This is a genomic window from Streptomyces lavendulae subsp. lavendulae (assembly GCF_002803845.1).
Taxonomy (GTDB): Bacteria; Actinomycetota; Actinomycetes; order Streptomycetales; family Streptomycetaceae; genus Streptomyces; species Streptomyces lavendulae.
Genome location: NZ_CP024985.1, coordinates 5,372,012 through 5,386,257 on the forward strand (window position 1 = coordinate 5,372,012; position 14,246 = coordinate 5,386,257).

The following is a 14,246-nucleotide window of genomic DNA, read 5'->3' on the forward strand; positions in this document are numbered from 1 at the left end:
TGGGATTGCGCCGTTGCGGCGGTGGTTCAGCTGACCTTCTTGGCGTTCTGGACGGTCTTCGCGAGGTCCTCCAGGATCTGCGCGCACTTCTCGTACGAGTAGATCGGCTCCGTCACGCGCGGGGCGATCTGGCCGGCCTTGACGGCGGGCAGCGCGGCCCAGGTGGGCTTCTCCTTCGTCAGCTGCTCGCTCTGCAGGGTGCCGGTGCGGTTGTCGAGCAGGATGACGTCGGCCTTGTACTTGCCGGCGTTCTCCCAGCTGAGGCTCTCGAAGAAGACGCTGCCCTTGTCGAGGTTGTCCGGGGTCACGAACTCCACGCCGAGGGACTCGAAGTACTTCAGGTCGGCCGAGGTCTTCGGGGTGGAGACGTAGAGGTGGTCCGGGTCGCCCGAGCCGACGAGCACCTTGACGCCCGGGTTGGCCTTGGTGGCCTCGCGGACCTTGGCGGCGGCGGCCTCGAAGCGGGCCTTGGCGTCGACGGTCTTCTGGTTCTTCGGGTCGGCGCCGAGGGACTGGGCGAGCTCCGCCGTGCGGGCGAGGGCCTTGTCCATCGAGGCGTCGCTGCCGGTGGCGATCGCGGCGGCCGGGGCCAGCTTCAGGATCTTGTCCTTGGAGGCCTCGGGGACGTACCAGTACGTGCCGTCCCAGGTGTTGGTCAGCAGCACGTCGGGCCGCAGGGCCGCGTACTTCTCGACGTTGAACTCGTCGTAGACGTTGCCCAGGATCTCGACCTTGGAGATGTCCATGGAGCCGGCCTGCGGGTCGGGCTTGCCGTCGGCGAGCTTGGTCGGGCCGAACACGCCCTTGACCTGGACGCCGTAGTCGTAGAGGGCGGCGGCCGTGCCGGTGAAGGCGACGATGTTCTTCGGCGTGGACTTGGCGCTGACGTCCTTGCCGAGGTCGTCCTTGAACGTCCAGGGGCCGGAAGCGGCCGCGGAGGACCCGCCCTTGTCGCCCGCGCCGTCCTTCGCCGTGCCGGTGTTGCCGCCGCAGGCGCTGAGCGCCGCGACCAGGCCGAGGGCGCCGCCCGCCGCGACGAGTCCGCGACGGGAGAGGAAGGAGGTTCTGGGCTTGGGCATGTCGGTTTCCGCTTTCGTACGCACAGGGGGGCGGCCACCGGGGGTGTGACCGTTCGGAGGAAGGTTAGCCTAACCTTTGCCGAAAACAGTAAGGGGACCCTAATTCCGCAGGGTCCCCTTGCCGCTCCCCGCGCGCCGCGGGGGTCCGTCAGCCGGCGAAGCCCAGCTCACGGGCGATGAGCATGCGCTGCACCTCGCTCGTACCCTCGCCGATCTCCAGGATCTTGGAGTCCCGCCACATGCGGGCCACGGGGTACTCGTTCATGAAGCCGTAGCCACCGTGGATCTGCGTGGCGTCACGGGCGTTGTCCACGGCCACGGTCGAGGAGTACAGCTTCGCGATCGCCGCCTCCTTCTTGAAGGGCTCCCCGGCCACCAGGCGGGAAGCCGCGTCGCGCCAGCCGATGCGGGCCATGTGCGCGCGCATCTCCATGTCGGCCAGCTTGAACTGGATGGCCTGGTTGTCGCCGATCGCCTTGCCGAAGGCGTGTCGTTCCTTCGCGTACTTGACCGACTCGTCCACGCAGCCCTGCGCGAGGCCGGTGGCGAGCGCCGAGATGGCGATGCGGCCCTCGTCCAGGATCCGCAGGAACTGGGCGTAGCCGCGGCCCTCGTCGCCGACGAGGTTGGCCAGCGGGACCCGGACGTCGTCGAAGGACAGCTCGCGGGTGTCCGAGGAGTTCCAGCCGACCTTGGAGTAGGGCGCGGCGACCGTGAACCCGGGGGTGCCCGACGGGACGATGATCGAGGAGATCTCCGGACGGCCGTCCGCCTTGCGCCCGGTCACGGCGGTGACCGTGACCAGACCGGTGATGTCCGTACCGGAGTTGGTGATGAAGCACTTCGAGCCGTTGATGACCCACTCGTCGCCGTCCTTGACGGCCGTGGTGCGGGTGCCGCCGGCGTCACTGCCCGCGCCGGGCTCGGTCAGGCCGAACGCGCCGAGGACCTCCCCGGAGCACATCTTCGGCAGCCACTCGCGCTTCTGCTCCTCGGAGCCGAAGAGGTAGATGGGCATGGCGCCCAGGGAGACGCCCGCCTCCAGGGTGATGGCGACCGAGGAGTCGACGCGGGCCAGCTCCTCCAGGGCGATGCCGAGGGCGAGGTAGTCGCCGCCCATGCCGCCGTACTCCTCCGGGAAGGGCAGGCCGAACAGGCCCATGCGGCCCATCTCGCGGACGATCTCGTACGGGAACTCGTGGCGCTCGTACAGGTCGCCGATCTTCGGGGCGATGACGTCGTGGGCGAACGCCTCGACGGTGCGGCGGAGTTCCTCGTGCTCGGGGGTGAGCCGGTGGTCGAGGGCCATGATCTTCGTTACTCCTTGTGGGAGAGGGCGCGGACGGTACGGGAGGGGCTGGGACGGCCCAGCTGTTCGGCCATCCACACGCTCGTGGCGGTGAGGGCGGCCAGGTCGACCCCGGTCTCGATGCCGAGGCCGTCGAGCATCCACACCAGGTCCTCGGTGGCGAGGTTGCCGGTGGCGCTCTTCGCGTACGGGCAGCCGCCGAGGCCGCCCGCGGAGGCGTCGACGGTGGTCACCCCGTGCCGGAGCGCGGCGAGGGTGTTGGACAGCGCCTGGCCGTAGGTGTCGTGGAAGTGCACGCCGATCCGGTCGGTCGTGACGCCTTCGTCGTTGAGGCTGCTCAGCAGGGCCCGGACGTGGCCGGGGGTGGCGACGCCGATGGTGTCGCCGAGGCTGAGCTCGTCGCAGCCGAGGTCGAGCAGGGCCTTGGCGACCCGGACCACCTGGTGGACCGGGACCGGGCCCTCCCAGGGGTCGCCGAAGCACATGGAGAGGTAGCCGCGCACGTGCGCCCCGCCCTCCTTGGCGCGGGCCACGACGGGCTCGAACATGGCGAGGGACTCGGCGACGGTCCGGTTCAGGTTGCGCGAGGCGAAGGTCTCGGTCGCCGAGCCGAACACGGCGATGCGGTCCGCGCCGAGTGCCAGCGCGCGGTCCAGGCCGCGCTCGTTGGGGACGAGGACCGGGAGGTGGACCCCCGTCAGCCCCTTCAGCTGCGGGAACAGCTCCTCGGCGTCCGCCAGCTGGGGCACCCACTTCGGGTGCACGAAGCTGGTCGCCTCGACGGTCGTCAGACCGGCGGCGGCGAGGCGGCGGACGAACTCGGCCTTGACGGCGGTGGGTACGGCCGTCTTCTCGTTCTGGAGCCCGTCACGGGCGCCGACCTCGTGGATGCGGACCCGGGCCGGCAGCCCGGGGTCCGGGACGGTCATGGGCAGCCCGTTCACCGGTCCCCCTCCTCCTCGTCCGGGGTGACCACGGCCAGGACCTGGTCCATGGCGACGGTGGTCCCCGGGGTGACGTCGAGTTCGGTGACGGTGCCGGCGTGCGGGGCGGAGATGACGTGCTCCATCTTCATCGCCTCGACGACCAGCAGGCTCTGGCCCGCCGCCACCTTGTCTCCGACGGCCACCTTGACGACGGTGACGGTGCCGGGCATCGGCGCGGCGAGGGTGTCGGCGCCGGTCCGGCCGGCCCCGCCGAGCAGGGCGGCGACGGGGTCGTGCCGCTGCACGTGCCAGGCGTCGCCGTCACGGCCCAGCCAGGTCCCCTCCGGGGAGGCGGCGTGGCTGAACCGGTGCGTGACGCCGTCGAGTTCGACGGTGACGAGGTCGCCGGTGCGGGCCACGATCCGGCCCGTGGCGGACACGGAGGCGCCGTCGCCGTCCGGGGCGAGCAGCAGCTCCGTACCGGAGCCGGACGGGCGGGTGCGGACCTCCACCGGGTCCCGGCCGGGGAGGCGCACGTGGTGCACCGTCCACGCCGGGGTCCCGCCCAGCCGCCAGCCGTCGGCGGCGTCGAACGGGTCGGCCCAGCCCCGCGTCCGGGCGGGCCGGTCCGCGGCCAGCAGCGCGGCCGCCGCGTACACCTCGGCCGGGACCCCCTCCGGGAGCAGGGCCTGCAGGTCGCGTTCGACCAGACCCGTGTCCAGGTCACCGCTGACCACGTCCGGGTGGGCCAGGAGCCTGCGCAGGAAGCCGGTGTTGGTCTGGACGCCCAGGATCACGGTGTCGGCCAGGGCCGCCCGCAGGGACCGCAGGGCCGAGGCCCGGTCGGGTCCGTACGCGATGACCTTCGACAGCATCGGGTCGTACGTGGAGCCGGTGTCCACGCCGGCCGTCAGCCCGGAGTCGGTGCGCACCGCCCCGCCCTGCGGCTCCGACAGGGCCAGGACCGTACCGCCGGACGGCAGGAAGCCGCGCGCCGGGTCCTCGGCGCAGACGCGGGCCTCGACGGCGTGCCCGGTCAGCCGCACGTCCTGCTGCCCGAACCCCAGGGGAGCCCCGGCCGCCACCCGCAGCTGCTGTTCCACCAGGTCCAGGCCCGTGATCAGCTCGGTCACCGGGTGTTCGACCTGGAGGCGGGTGTTCATCTCCATGAAGTAGTACGAGGAGGGGTCCCCGCCCGGCACGATGAACTCCACGGTGCCCGCGCCGACGTACCCGCAGCTGCGGGCCGCCTCCACGGCCGCCGCGCCCATCGCCGCGCGGACCTCCTCGTCGAGCAGGACCGAGGGAGCCTCCTCGATGACCTTCTGGTGGCGCCGCTGGAGGGAGCACTCGCGCTCGCCGAGGTGGACCACGTTGCCGTGCGCGTCCGCCAGCACCTGGATCTCGATGTGCCGGGGCCGGTCCACCCACCGCTCCACGAGCAGGGTGTCGTCGCCGAAGGAGGACTTCGCCTCGCGGCGGGCCGCCGCGATCTCCTCGGCCAGCACGGCCGCGTCGCGGACCAGCCGCATGCCCTTGCCGCCGCCGCCCGCCGAGGGCTTCAGCAGGACGGGCATGCCGATCTCCTCGGCCGCGGAGACCAGCTCGGCGTCGGTGAGGCCGCTCCCTGAGGAGCCGGGGACCACGGGCACGCCCGCCGCCTTCACCGTCTCCTTGGCCCGGATCTTGTCGCCCATCAGCGAGATGGCGCTCGCGGGCGGGCCGATGAAGGCCAGCCCGGCGTCGGCGCAGGCCCGTGCGAAGCCGGCGTTCTCCGCGAGGAAGCCGTAGCCGGGGTGGACGGCCTCGGCGCCGGTGCGGCGGGCGGCGTCGAGGAGCCGCTCCACCGACAGGTAGCTCTCGGCGGCGGCCGCCGGGCCGATCCGGACGGCCGTGTCGGCCTCCCGCACGTGCCGGGCGTCCGCGTCGGCGTCGCTGAAGACGGCCACGGAGCGGATGCCGAGCTGCCGCAGCGTGCGGATGACCCGTACCGCGATCTCGCCCCGGTTCGCGACCAGAACAGTGCTGAACATCGAAGAGGTCCTCACGTCACATCACGTCACATACGGAAGATGCCGAAAGCGGGGTCGCCCAGCGGGGCGTTCGCGCACGCGGTCAGGGCCAGTCCCAGCACCTGCCGGGTCTCCATCGGGTCGATGACCCCGTCGTCCCACAGCCGGGCGGTGGCGTAGTAGGCGTTGCCCTGCTCCTCGTACTGGGCGCGGACCGGGGCCTTGAAGGCCTCTTCGTCCTCGGCGGGCCACTCCTGGCCCGCGCCCTCGATCTGGTCGCGCTTGACGGTGGCCAGGACGGAGGCGGCCTGCTCCCCGCCCATCACGGAGATCTTGGCGTTGGGCCACATCCACAGGAAGCGGGGGCTGTAGGCCCGGCCGCACATCGAGTAGTTGCCCGCTCCGTAGCTGCCGCCGACGACCACCGTGAGCTTGGGGACCCGGGCGCAGGCCACGGCCGTGACCATCTTGGCACCGTGCTTGGCGATGCCGCCCGCCTCGTAGTCCCGGCCGACCATGAAGCCGGAGATGTTCTGGAGGAAGAGGAGGGGGATGCCGCGCTGGTCGCACAGCTCGATGAAGTGGGCGCCCTTCTGCGCGGACTCGGAGAAGAGGATGCCGTTGTTGGCGATGATCCCGACCGGGTGGCCGTGGATCCGGGCGAAGCCGGTGACCAGGGTCTGCCCGAACTCGGACTTGAACTCCTGGAAGCGGGAGCCGTCGACGATCCGGGCGATGACCTCGCGGGCGTCGTAGGGGGTCCGGGAGTCCACGGGGACCGCGCCGTAGAGCCCGTACGGGTCGACCTTGGGCTCCTCGGGCTCCTCGACCGACCAGGGCAGGGCCCCGCGGTCGGGCAGGGTCGCCACGATGTTCCGTACGATCCGCAGCGCGTGCGCGTCGTCCTCGGCGAGGTGGTCGGTCACCCCGGAGACGCGGGAGTGGACCTCGCCGCCGCCCAGTTCCTCGGCCGTGACGACCTCGCCGGTGGCGGCCTTCACCAGCGGCGGGCCGCCCAGGAAGATCGTGCCCTGGCCGCGCACGATGACGGCCTCGTCGCTCATCGCGGGGACGTACGCGCCGCCGGCCGTGCAGGAGCCGAGGACGGCGGCGATCTGCGGGATGCCGGCCCCCGACATGCGGGCCTGGTTGTAGAAGATGCGGCCGAAGTGCTCGCGGTCGGGGAAGACCTCGTCCTGCATGGGCAGGAAGGCGCCGCCGGAGTCGACCAGGTAGAGGCAGGGGAGACGGTTCTCCAGGGCCACTTCCTGGGCCCGCAGGTGCTTCTTGACGGTCATCGGGTAGTACGTGCCGCCCTTGACGGTGGCGTCGTTGGCGACGATCACGCACTCGCGGCCGCTGACCCGGCCGATGCCCGCGATCACGCCGGCGGCCGGCGCCGCGCCCCCGTACATCCCCTCGGCGGCCAGCGGGGCCAGCTCCAGGAAGGGGGACCCGGGGTCCAGGAGGGCGTCCACGCGGTCGCGGGGAAGCAGCTTCCCGCGGGCGGTGTGGCGGGCGCGGGCCTTCTCCCCGCCGCCGAGCCGGGCCGCGTCGAGCCGGGCGCGGAGGCCCTCGGCGAGCTCGCGGTGGGCGGCCTCATTGGTCCGCCAGGCCTCGGACGCCGGGTCCGCGGCGCTCGTCAGCACTGGTGCCTGCTGCATCGGTCGAGCTCCCTTGCTCGGTGCACGCTTTGTTAATGACCGTTAACGCGTATGCGCCCAGGTTAACGAGCGCTAACGGCCCTGTCTAGAATGGATTCCCATGAGCACCAGAGCCGCCGCCCCCACCCGTCGCGAGCAGATCCTCCGTGAGGCCGCTCGGCTCTTCGCGGAGCGCGGGTTCCACGGCGTGGGCGTGGACGAGATAGGGGCCGCGGTCGGCATCAGCGGCCCCGGTCTGTACCGCCACTTCGCCGGCAAGGACGCCATGCTCGCCGAGCTGCTGGTCGGCATCAGCGAGCGGCTGCTGACGGGCGGGCGGCGGCGGGTCGAGGAGGCCGGAGGCAACCCGCGTGAGGTGCTGACCTCCCTCGTCGAGGGCCACATCGACTTCGCGCTGGACGACCGGGCGCTGATCACCCTCCACGACCGGGAGCTGGACCGGCTGCGCGAGGCGGACCGCAAGCTGGTGCGCCAGCTCCAGCGCCAGTACGTGGAACTGTGGGTCGCCGTCGTACGGGAGCTGCACCCCGAGGTCGGCGAGACGGAGGTGCGGGTCTGCGTGCATGCCGTCTTCGGGCTGCTGAACTCCACCCCGCATCTGGCGGTCCTCGGCCGGGACGCGACCGAGTCCCTGCTGCGCAGGCTCGCCGACGGGGCCTTCGGGGCGCTGTCGGGATGAGGCGGACGCTGCGGCGGCCGGGGCGGAACGGACGGCTCCGGCCCGGCGGCGGCAGAATGGGCCGCATGCCGATAGAGACGCCCGTACCCAGCCGCGCCGAACTCGTCGAACACCTGGTCCGTACGCGGATCGCGGGGGAGGTGGCGACCCCGCGCGAGAACAACCTGAGCCACTACCGCAAGCTCGCCAACGGCGACCGCCACTACTGGCTGGGCCTGGAGCTCGGCGACCGCTGGACGGACGAACAGGACGTCCTGGCCGTCATGGCGGAGCGGTGCGGGGTCGTCGACGATCCCGGTCACCGCTCCGGCCAGGACACCATCGACCCGGAGCTGACGGTCGCGGGCCTGGACCGGCTGGCCGCCCGGCTGCGCAAGGCCGCCTCGGACCGCCAGCGCGTGCTGCTGGCCACCGGACACCCGGGCGGGCTGCTCGACGTCCACCGCGCCACCGCCGACGCCCTGCGCGCCGCGGGCTGCGAGATCGTCCGGATCCCGCAGGGGCTGACCGCCGACGAGGGGTCGGTGTGGCAGTTCGCGGACATCGCGGTGCTGGAGCGCGGGGCCACGCTGTGGCACACCCACTCCCCGGCGCCGATGGCCGCGATCCTGGACGGCCTCGCGGCCGAGGGCCGCCCGCAGCCGGACCTGGTCGTCGCCGACCACGGCTGGGCGGGCTGCGCGGCGCAGCGCGGGCTCGACGCCGTCGGGTACGCGGACTGCAACGACCCGGCGCTCTTCCTCGGCGAGGCGGAGGGCACCCTCCAGGTGGCGGTCCCGCTGGACGACCACGTCCGCGACCCCCGCTACTACGACCCGATGGTCGCCTACCTCCTCGCGACGGCCGGCCTCACCGCCTGACTCCGCCGCCACCCGGCCGGTCAGGGGCCGGCCGGGCCCGTCCGGCCTGGCCCCGGCCCCGGCGTCGGTCCCGGCGTCGGGTCCAGGTAGACGTGGCGGATCTCCGGGAAGCGCTCGCGGAGCTGGTCCTCGGCGTCCTCGCAGGCCGCCGCCACCTGGCGGGCCGACGCCAGGTCATGGAAGTCGACCTTCGCGGCGACCATCACCTCGTCCGGGCCCCGCACCAGGGTCGTCAGCTCCAGCACCCCCTCGATGTGCGGCACCGTCAGCAGTTCCTCGCGGACCTCGGCCCGCATCCCGGCGGGCAGCGGGCGCCCGGTCAGGTACCGCGCGTGCGAGCGACCCAGCTCCAGGGCCACCGCCACCAGCAGGGCCCCGATCAGCAGCGAGGCCACGCCGTCGTAGACCCCGGACCCCGTCAGCCGCGCCCCCAGCAGGCCGCCCGCCGCCAGCACGAGCCCGATCGGCGCGGCGGCGCGCTGCGGTGGGACGGCCTTCGTCCGGCGCCGCGCCACCAGCAGCGAGCGGCCCTCCAGCAGGAAGGCGACGGCGAGGACGGCGTAGGAGAGCGTCGGGTCGCCCGGCTCCTCCCCCTGGACCAGGGTGCGGACGCCGTCGCAGAACGCGAAGACCGCGCCGCCGGCGAAGGCCGCGACCGAGGCCAGCAGTGCCCGGACCCGGCGCTCGGGCCCGTACTGCGGCGGACGCCCCTCGCCGGCCGGCCGGGCGCCGGGCCCGGGGGAGGGCGGCGGAAGCAGCTCCGCCACCGCGTCGGCCACCGAGTGCGCGGCTTCGGAGAACATCGCGCCGGACCCGCTCACGACCCCGCCGACGGCCTTGGCCACCGCGATCCCGAGGTGGGTGACGGTGGCGGTGACGGCGCCGCCGCTCTCGGATTTTTCGGACATGTGGTGACGTTATGTCCGCGACGGGGGCCGGACGGTCAGTGACACCCGCCCCGCGCGCTCGTCAGGCCCGCGGTACGCGGACGACGCCCTCCTGGATGACGGTCACCGCGAGGCGGCCGTCCTGGGTCCAGATGCGGGCCTGCCCCAGGCCCCGGCCCGCGGCGGCCGAGGGGGACTCCTGGTCGTACAGGAGCCACTCGTCGGCGCGGAAGGGCCGGTGGAACCACATGGCGTGGTCCAGCGAGGCGCCGACCACGTCGCCGACCGCCCAGCCGCCCCGGCCGTGCGCGAGCAGCACCGAGTCCAGCAGGGTCATGTCGGAGACGTACGTGGCCAGGCAGGTGTGCAGGAGCGGATCGGCCCCCTCCAGCTTTCCGGCCGTACGGAACCACACCTGGGAGCGGGGCTCGACCGGTTCGCCGACGCTGCCCCACGGCGGGGTCGTCGCGTACCGCAGGTCCACGGCGGCCCGCGCGTCGATCAGCCGCTCCACCGTTCCCGGGTCCCGGAAGGTCTCCCGGTACGCGGGCAGGGACTCCTCCGCGGTCGCCAGGGTCTCCGGATCCGGGGCGGAGGGCATGACGGCCTGGTGGTCGAGGCCCTCCTCGTACGTCTGGAACGACGCCGAGAGGTGGAAGATCGGCTGCCCGTGCTGGACGGCGACGACCCGGCGGGTGGTGAAGGAGCGCCCGTCGCGGATCCGGTCCACGGAGTAGACGATGGGCGCGCCGGGGTCACCGGCGCGCAGGAAGTACGAGTGCAGCGAGTGCGCCGTGCGGTCCTCGGGGACGGTCCGCCCGGCCGCGACCAGGGCCTGGGCCGCGACCTGGCCGCCGAAGACGCGCGGTACCAGCGCCGAACGGCTGGTACCGCGGAAGATGTTCTCCTCGATCCGCTCAAGGTCGAGCAGATCGAGGAGCGTCGTCAGTGCCTCGTTCATGGGGGGAAGCGTAAGTCGCTCACAGACCCATCGACTTGGCGATGATGGACTTCATGACCTCGCTGGTGCCGCCGTAGATGCGGTTCACGCGGTTGTCGGCGTACAGGCGGGCGATCGGGTACTCGTTCATGTAGCCGTATCCGCCGTGCAGCTGGAGGCACTTGTCGATGACGCGGTGCGCGACCTCGGTGCAGAACAGCTTCGCGGAGGCGGCCTCGGCGGCGGTCAGTTCACCGGCGTCCAGGGCCTCCAGGGCGCGGTCGGCGACCGCCTCGGCGGCGTCCACCTCGGCCTGGCAGGAGGCCAGTTCGAACTTGGTGTTCTGGAAGTGCGCGACCGGCTTGCCGAAGACCGTGCGGTCGGTCACGTACTGCTGGGCGAACCGGACGGCGGCCTTGGCCTGCGCGTACGCGCCGAAGGCGATGCCCCAGCGCTCGGAGGGCAGGTTCGCACCGAGGTAGTAGAAGCCCTTGTTCTCCTCGCCGAGCAGGTCCTCGACCGGCACCTTCACGTCGACGAACGCCAGCTCGGCGGTGTCGGAGGTGCGCAGGCCCAGCTTGTCCAGCTTGCGGCCGATGGAGTAGCCCTCGGACTTGGTGTCCACGGCGAAGAGGGAGATGCCGAAGCGGCGGTCCTGCTCGCCCGGGGCGGAGGTGCGGGCGCAGACGATCACGCGGTCGGCGTGGACGCCACCGGTGATGAAGGTCTTGGAGCCGTTGAGGACGTAGTGCGTGCCGTCCTCGGAGAGCTTGGCGGTGGTCTTCATGCCCGCGACGTCGGAGCCGGTGCCCGGCTCGGTCATCGCGAGGGCCCACATCTCCTCGCCGGAGACGAACTTCGGCAGGTAGCGCTTCTTCTGCTCGTCGGTGGCGAGCATCTTGATGTAGGGCAGGGCGAGCAGCACGTGCACGCCGGAGCCGCCGAAGTTCACACCGGCGCGCGAGGTCTCCTCGTACAGGACGGCCTCGAACTTGTGGGTGTCCAGGCCCGCGCCGCCGAACTCCTCGGGGACGTTGATCCCGAAGACGCCCAGCTCACCGAGCTTGTAGTAGAAGTCGCGCGGGGCCTGGCCGGCCTGGAACCACTCGTCGTAGACGGGGACGACCTCGGCCTCGATGAAGGCGCGGATGGTCTCGCGGAACGCCTCGTGGTCCTCGTCGAAAACGGTACGGCGCACGGCCGGGCTCCCTTCGGTCGCGGCGGTCCGCCGCCGTCAGCTAAGCGCTTGCTCAGATTAAGTTACCGGCGGGTTGTTCTTCCTGTCCAGAGTGAGGAGCAGCACGCTGCCCGCTGCCGGGTGGGTGCGTTCAGTGCGCGGCGGGGCCGAGGTGCTCGGCCAGCACCTGGTGGGTGAGGTGGATCCCGGCGCGCAGCACGGCGTCGCGGGCGCCGGGGTGCGCGGCCCGGTGTGCGGCTTCGAGCTCCCGGGCCCGGCGCAGCCGGTCCGCGCCGGACCCGCCCCGCAGGGCCTCGTCCAGCGCCCGGCCGGTCGCCTCGATCAGCGGTGCCATCGCGCGCGCGGACGCGTCGTCGGCGGCCGGCCGGGTCTCCACCTCCCGGGTGAGGAACTGCAGGGCCGGGGCCGTGCGCGCGGCCAGCCGCAGGCGCGGCCGGAGCGGGCCCGCCGCCCCGGCCGCGTCCCGCCGGGGCGGCAGCAGGAGCAGCCGCCCGGTCCGGTGCTCCAGCGCGGCGGACAGTTCGTACGGGCGGTGCCACAGGGCGAAGGCGGCCACGGGGGCGGGGAAGGGGACTGCGGCCGGGGCGGGCGCGGCGGCGCGGGCGGCGGTGCGCGCGAGGCGGTCGGCGAGGCCGGTGCGGTACTCCTCCAGGCCCCGGGCCGTCTCCCGGTACGGGTCGGGCGGCCAGAGCAGCGGGCCGAGGAGCGCCACGACGGCGATGCCGACCGCGCTCTCCTCCAGCCGGGCGAGCGGGTACCCGGGCACCGGTGTGGAGTAGATCACCAGGGCGGTGATGAGCACCTGCTGGTTGGGGGAGCCCCGGCGGCCCAGCAGGTACATCCCGGCGCAGGCGCACACCAGGAGCACCGGGAACGACAGCGGGCCCGTCGGCAGCCAGTGCAGGACCGCCACGCTCAGCAGCACCCCCACGGCCACCCCGGCCAGGCGCTCCAGGGCCAGGCGCGGCGCCGCGAACACGTCCCCGCGCAGGATCAGCACGGCGGGCAGCGCGGCCGCCACCGGGGCGGTGCTCGTACCGAGCCACACGCACGCGTACCAGGGGAGGGCGGCGCACACGAGCAGCCGGGCGGCCGGGGCGAGGCGCCCGCCGCGGCCGTGGAGGGGTGCGGACATGCGGAACATGTCGAACATGCCGGACATCGTAGGGCGGTTCGAGGGTGACGCCCCGGCGCCCGACCCGGAGCCCACCCGCCGTCAGGGCCGGTCGGTGGGCTCAGGGCCGGGCGCGTGGCGCAGGGCGAACCACAGCTCCATGCGGGTGTCGGGGTCGTCCAGGTCGGCGCCCAGCAGTCCGGCGGCGCGGGCGATGCGCTGGCGGACGGTGTTGCGGTGGACGCCGAGGGCGGCCGCGGTGCGGTCCCAGCTGCCGTGGTGCGCGAGCCAGCCCCGGAGGGTGTCCCGCAGGGCGGGGGAGAGGGGGCCGAGCAGGGCCTCGGCGTGCGCCCGCGCCTCGGCCTGGCCGACCAGACCCGCGAGACCCGGCTCGGCGTGCCGGGCCAGCGGGGTCCGGGCCGCCTCCGCGCGCTCCAGCGCCCGGCGCGCCTGGGCCCCGGCGGTGCCCAGCCCGGCGGGCGCGGCCGGGGCGCTCACCCCGAGCCGCCAGCCCGGCTGCGGGGCGGGCTCCCGGTCGGTCAGCAGCCGTACGCCGTCCCCGCGCGGGTCCAGCAGTACGGTGCCCAGCGCGGCGGCCAGCGCCCGCGGATCCCCCCCGCCCCGGGCGTGCACGGCGTACCAGGGCCCGGGGGAGAGCGCCCCGGCCGGATCGCCGTCCAGCAGGAGCCGGGTCAGGGAGGCGGCCTCGTCCCCCGCCGGGCGGCTCGCGGTGAGCAGGGTGAGCAGCACGGCGGCGACGGAGGCGATGGTGTGGTCGCCCGGGGCCCGGGCGGGGGTGGCCAGCGCGAGCACCCGGCCGCCGCCGACGGCGTACGCCGCCAGGTGCGTGCCGCCGAGGGTGTCGGTGGCCGTCGCCACACCCCCGGCCGCCACCCGGGCGGCCAGCCCCGCCAACGCCTCCCGCACCCCTTCCCCGGGCCCCACCCCGGCCTCGTCCCCGGCGCCCGCCGGCCCCGCCCCCGTGTCGTCGCGGGGGACCGGGGGTGCGGGTGGCGGGGGGAGCAGGGCCGCCCAGCCGTTCAGGCTGGCCGCCAGGCGGGACAGGACCGCCGCCACCGGGTGGGGGCGTGCGGCGGCCGACGCCAGGGACTGCTGCGCTTCGGTCACCCGGCGCAGCTCCCGGGTCCGGGCCTCGGCCATCAGCCGCCAGACCGCCCGGCCGACCGCCGTGAAGGGCGTGCCCGGCGGGACCTCCACCAGCGGCAGCCCGTACCGCCCGCAGGCCTCGACGAGGGCCGGCGGCACCGTTTCGTGCACCGGGGTGACCCCGAACCCCACCGCGCCCACGCCGGCCCGGACCAGCCGCGCCACGTACTGCGCGGGTGCGGGCCCCGCGGCCGCGAGCCCCGCCCCGGCCGTCAGGAGGAGCTCGCCGCCCAGCAGGTAGGGCGACGGATCGGCCATCTCCGAGGCGTGCACCCCGTACACGTCCGCCTCGGCGGGCCCCGCCAGGAGCCGCAGCCCCAGCTCCCGGTCGGCGGTCAGGGCCGTCAGCGGAACCGGCGGGGTGAGCGGGGCCTCCATGGTTACTCCGTACATATCGGTGCCGAACAGTGG

The 14,246-nt window shown here is 73.8% G+C and carries 12 protein-coding genes; 2 read left to right on the forward strand and 10 right to left on the reverse strand.

The annotated features are described in order from the left end of the window. Nucleotides 1-26: 26 nt before the first annotated feature. The 5 genes from SLAV_RS23870 to SLAV_RS23890 form a co-directional block, all read right to left on the reverse strand. Nucleotides 27-1,079 carry an ABC transporter substrate-binding protein gene (locus SLAV_RS23870; RefSeq protein WP_030229478.1) on the reverse strand — a complete coding sequence of 351 codons (1,053 nt, stop codon included), beginning with the start codon at nucleotides 1,077-1,079 and terminating at the stop codon, nucleotides 27-29. Between the two features lie 148 nt (nucleotides 1,080-1,227). Then, a complete protein-coding gene (locus SLAV_RS23875; protein WP_030229480.1) occupies nucleotides 1,228-2,388 on the reverse strand; it encodes an acyl-CoA dehydrogenase family protein in 1,161 nt (386 codons plus the stop codon). A gap of 8 nt (nucleotides 2,389-2,396) precedes the next feature. Beyond that, complete coding sequence (locus SLAV_RS23880; RefSeq protein WP_030229482.1) at nucleotides 2,397-3,317, reverse strand: hydroxymethylglutaryl-CoA lyase; 921 nt, start codon at nucleotides 3,315-3,317, stop codon at nucleotides 2,397-2,399. 11 nt (nucleotides 3,318-3,328) lie between these two features. After that, entirely contained in the window at nucleotides 3,329-5,347 is a 2,019-nt protein-coding gene (locus tag SLAV_RS23885; RefSeq protein WP_030229483.1) for an acetyl-CoA carboxylase biotin carboxylase subunit, read from the reverse strand. Between the two features lie 26 nt (nucleotides 5,348-5,373). Further along, complete coding sequence (locus SLAV_RS23890; RefSeq protein WP_030229485.1) at nucleotides 5,374-6,990, reverse strand: carboxyl transferase domain-containing protein; 1,617 nt, start codon at nucleotides 6,988-6,990, stop codon at nucleotides 5,374-5,376. Between the two features lie 100 nt (nucleotides 6,991-7,090). Between SLAV_RS23890 and SLAV_RS23895 the strand changes: the two genes are divergently transcribed. Next, nucleotides 7,091-7,669, forward strand: a complete 579-nt coding sequence (locus tag SLAV_RS23895) for an SACE_7040 family transcriptional regulator (RefSeq protein WP_030229487.1) — start codon at nucleotides 7,091-7,093, stop codon at nucleotides 7,667-7,669. Between the two features lie 56 nt (nucleotides 7,670-7,725). Continuing rightward, complete coding sequence (locus SLAV_RS23900; RefSeq protein WP_030229489.1) at nucleotides 7,726-8,529, forward strand: phosphatase; 804 nt, start codon at nucleotides 7,726-7,728, stop codon at nucleotides 8,527-8,529. A 20-nt stretch (nucleotides 8,530-8,549) separates the two neighbouring features. On the opposite strand, the gene SLAV_RS23905 is transcribed toward SLAV_RS23900, so the two are convergent. From SLAV_RS23905 to SLAV_RS23925, 5 genes are all read right to left on the reverse strand, one after another. Next, the gene (locus SLAV_RS23905; protein ID WP_051840784.1) at nucleotides 8,550-9,437 is read right to left on the reverse strand and encodes a cation diffusion facilitator family transporter; all 888 of its coding nucleotides are present in this window, start codon (nucleotides 9,435-9,437) and stop codon (nucleotides 8,550-8,552) included. Nucleotides 9,438-9,498: 61 nt separating this feature from the next. After that, complete coding sequence (locus tag SLAV_RS23910) at nucleotides 9,499-10,377, reverse strand: acyl-CoA thioesterase (protein ID WP_030229493.1); 879 nt, start codon at nucleotides 10,375-10,377, stop codon at nucleotides 9,499-9,501. Between the two features lie 19 nt (nucleotides 10,378-10,396). Further along, nucleotides 10,397-11,554 carry an acyl-CoA dehydrogenase family protein gene (locus SLAV_RS23915; RefSeq protein ID WP_030229495.1) on the reverse strand — a complete coding sequence of 386 codons (1,158 nt, stop codon included), beginning with the start codon at nucleotides 11,552-11,554 and terminating at the stop codon, nucleotides 10,397-10,399. Between the two features lie 130 nt (nucleotides 11,555-11,684). Then, complete coding sequence (locus SLAV_RS23920; RefSeq protein WP_158740634.1) at nucleotides 11,685-12,707, reverse strand: FUSC family protein; 1,023 nt, start codon at nucleotides 12,705-12,707, stop codon at nucleotides 11,685-11,687. 63 nt (nucleotides 12,708-12,770) lie between these two features. Continuing rightward, nucleotides 12,771-14,213 (reverse strand): helix-turn-helix domain-containing protein, encoded by a 1,443-nt coding sequence (locus tag SLAV_RS23925; RefSeq protein ID WP_051840786.1) that lies wholly within the window; start codon nucleotides 14,211-14,213, stop codon nucleotides 12,771-12,773. Between the last annotated feature and the right edge of the window lie 33 nt (nucleotides 14,214-14,246).

Excerpts from the sequence above, each read along its gene's own strand:
- SLAV_RS23905 (WP_051840784.1), bottom strand. The coding sequence starts at position 9,437 with ATGTCCGAAAAATCCGAGAGCGGCGGCGCCGTCACCGCCACCGTCACC.
- SLAV_RS23880 (WP_030229482.1), bottom strand. The coding sequence starts at position 3,317 with ATGACCGTCCCGGACCCCGGGCTGCCGGCCCGGGTCCGCATCCACGAG.
- SLAV_RS23920 (WP_158740634.1), bottom strand. The coding sequence starts at position 12,707 with ATGTTCGACATGTTCCGCATGTCCGCACCCCTCCACGGCCGCGGCGGG.
- SLAV_RS23900 (WP_030229489.1), top strand. The coding sequence starts at position 7,726 with ATGGGCCGCATGCCGATAGAGACGCCCGTACCCAGCCGCGCCGAACTC.
- SLAV_RS23870 (WP_030229478.1), bottom strand. The coding sequence starts at position 1,079 with ATGCCCAAGCCCAGAACCTCCTTCCTCTCCCGTCGCGGACTCGTCGCG.
- SLAV_RS23875 (WP_030229480.1), bottom strand. The coding sequence starts at position 2,388 with ATGGCCCTCGACCACCGGCTCACCCCCGAGCACGAGGAACTCCGCCGC.
- SLAV_RS23885 (WP_030229483.1), bottom strand. The coding sequence starts at position 5,347 with ATGTTCAGCACTGTTCTGGTCGCGAACCGGGGCGAGATCGCGGTACGG.
- SLAV_RS23890 (WP_030229485.1), bottom strand. The coding sequence starts at position 6,990 with ATGCAGCAGGCACCAGTGCTGACGAGCGCCGCGGACCCGGCGTCCGAG.
- SLAV_RS23895 (WP_030229487.1), top strand. The coding sequence starts at position 7,091 with ATGAGCACCAGAGCCGCCGCCCCCACCCGTCGCGAGCAGATCCTCCGT.
- SLAV_RS23925 (WP_051840786.1), bottom strand. The coding sequence starts at position 14,213 with ATGGAGGCCCCGCTCACCCCGCCGGTTCCGCTGACGGCCCTGACCGCC.
- SLAV_RS23910 (WP_030229493.1), bottom strand. The coding sequence starts at position 10,377 with ATGAACGAGGCACTGACGACGCTCCTCGATCTGCTCGACCTTGAGCGG.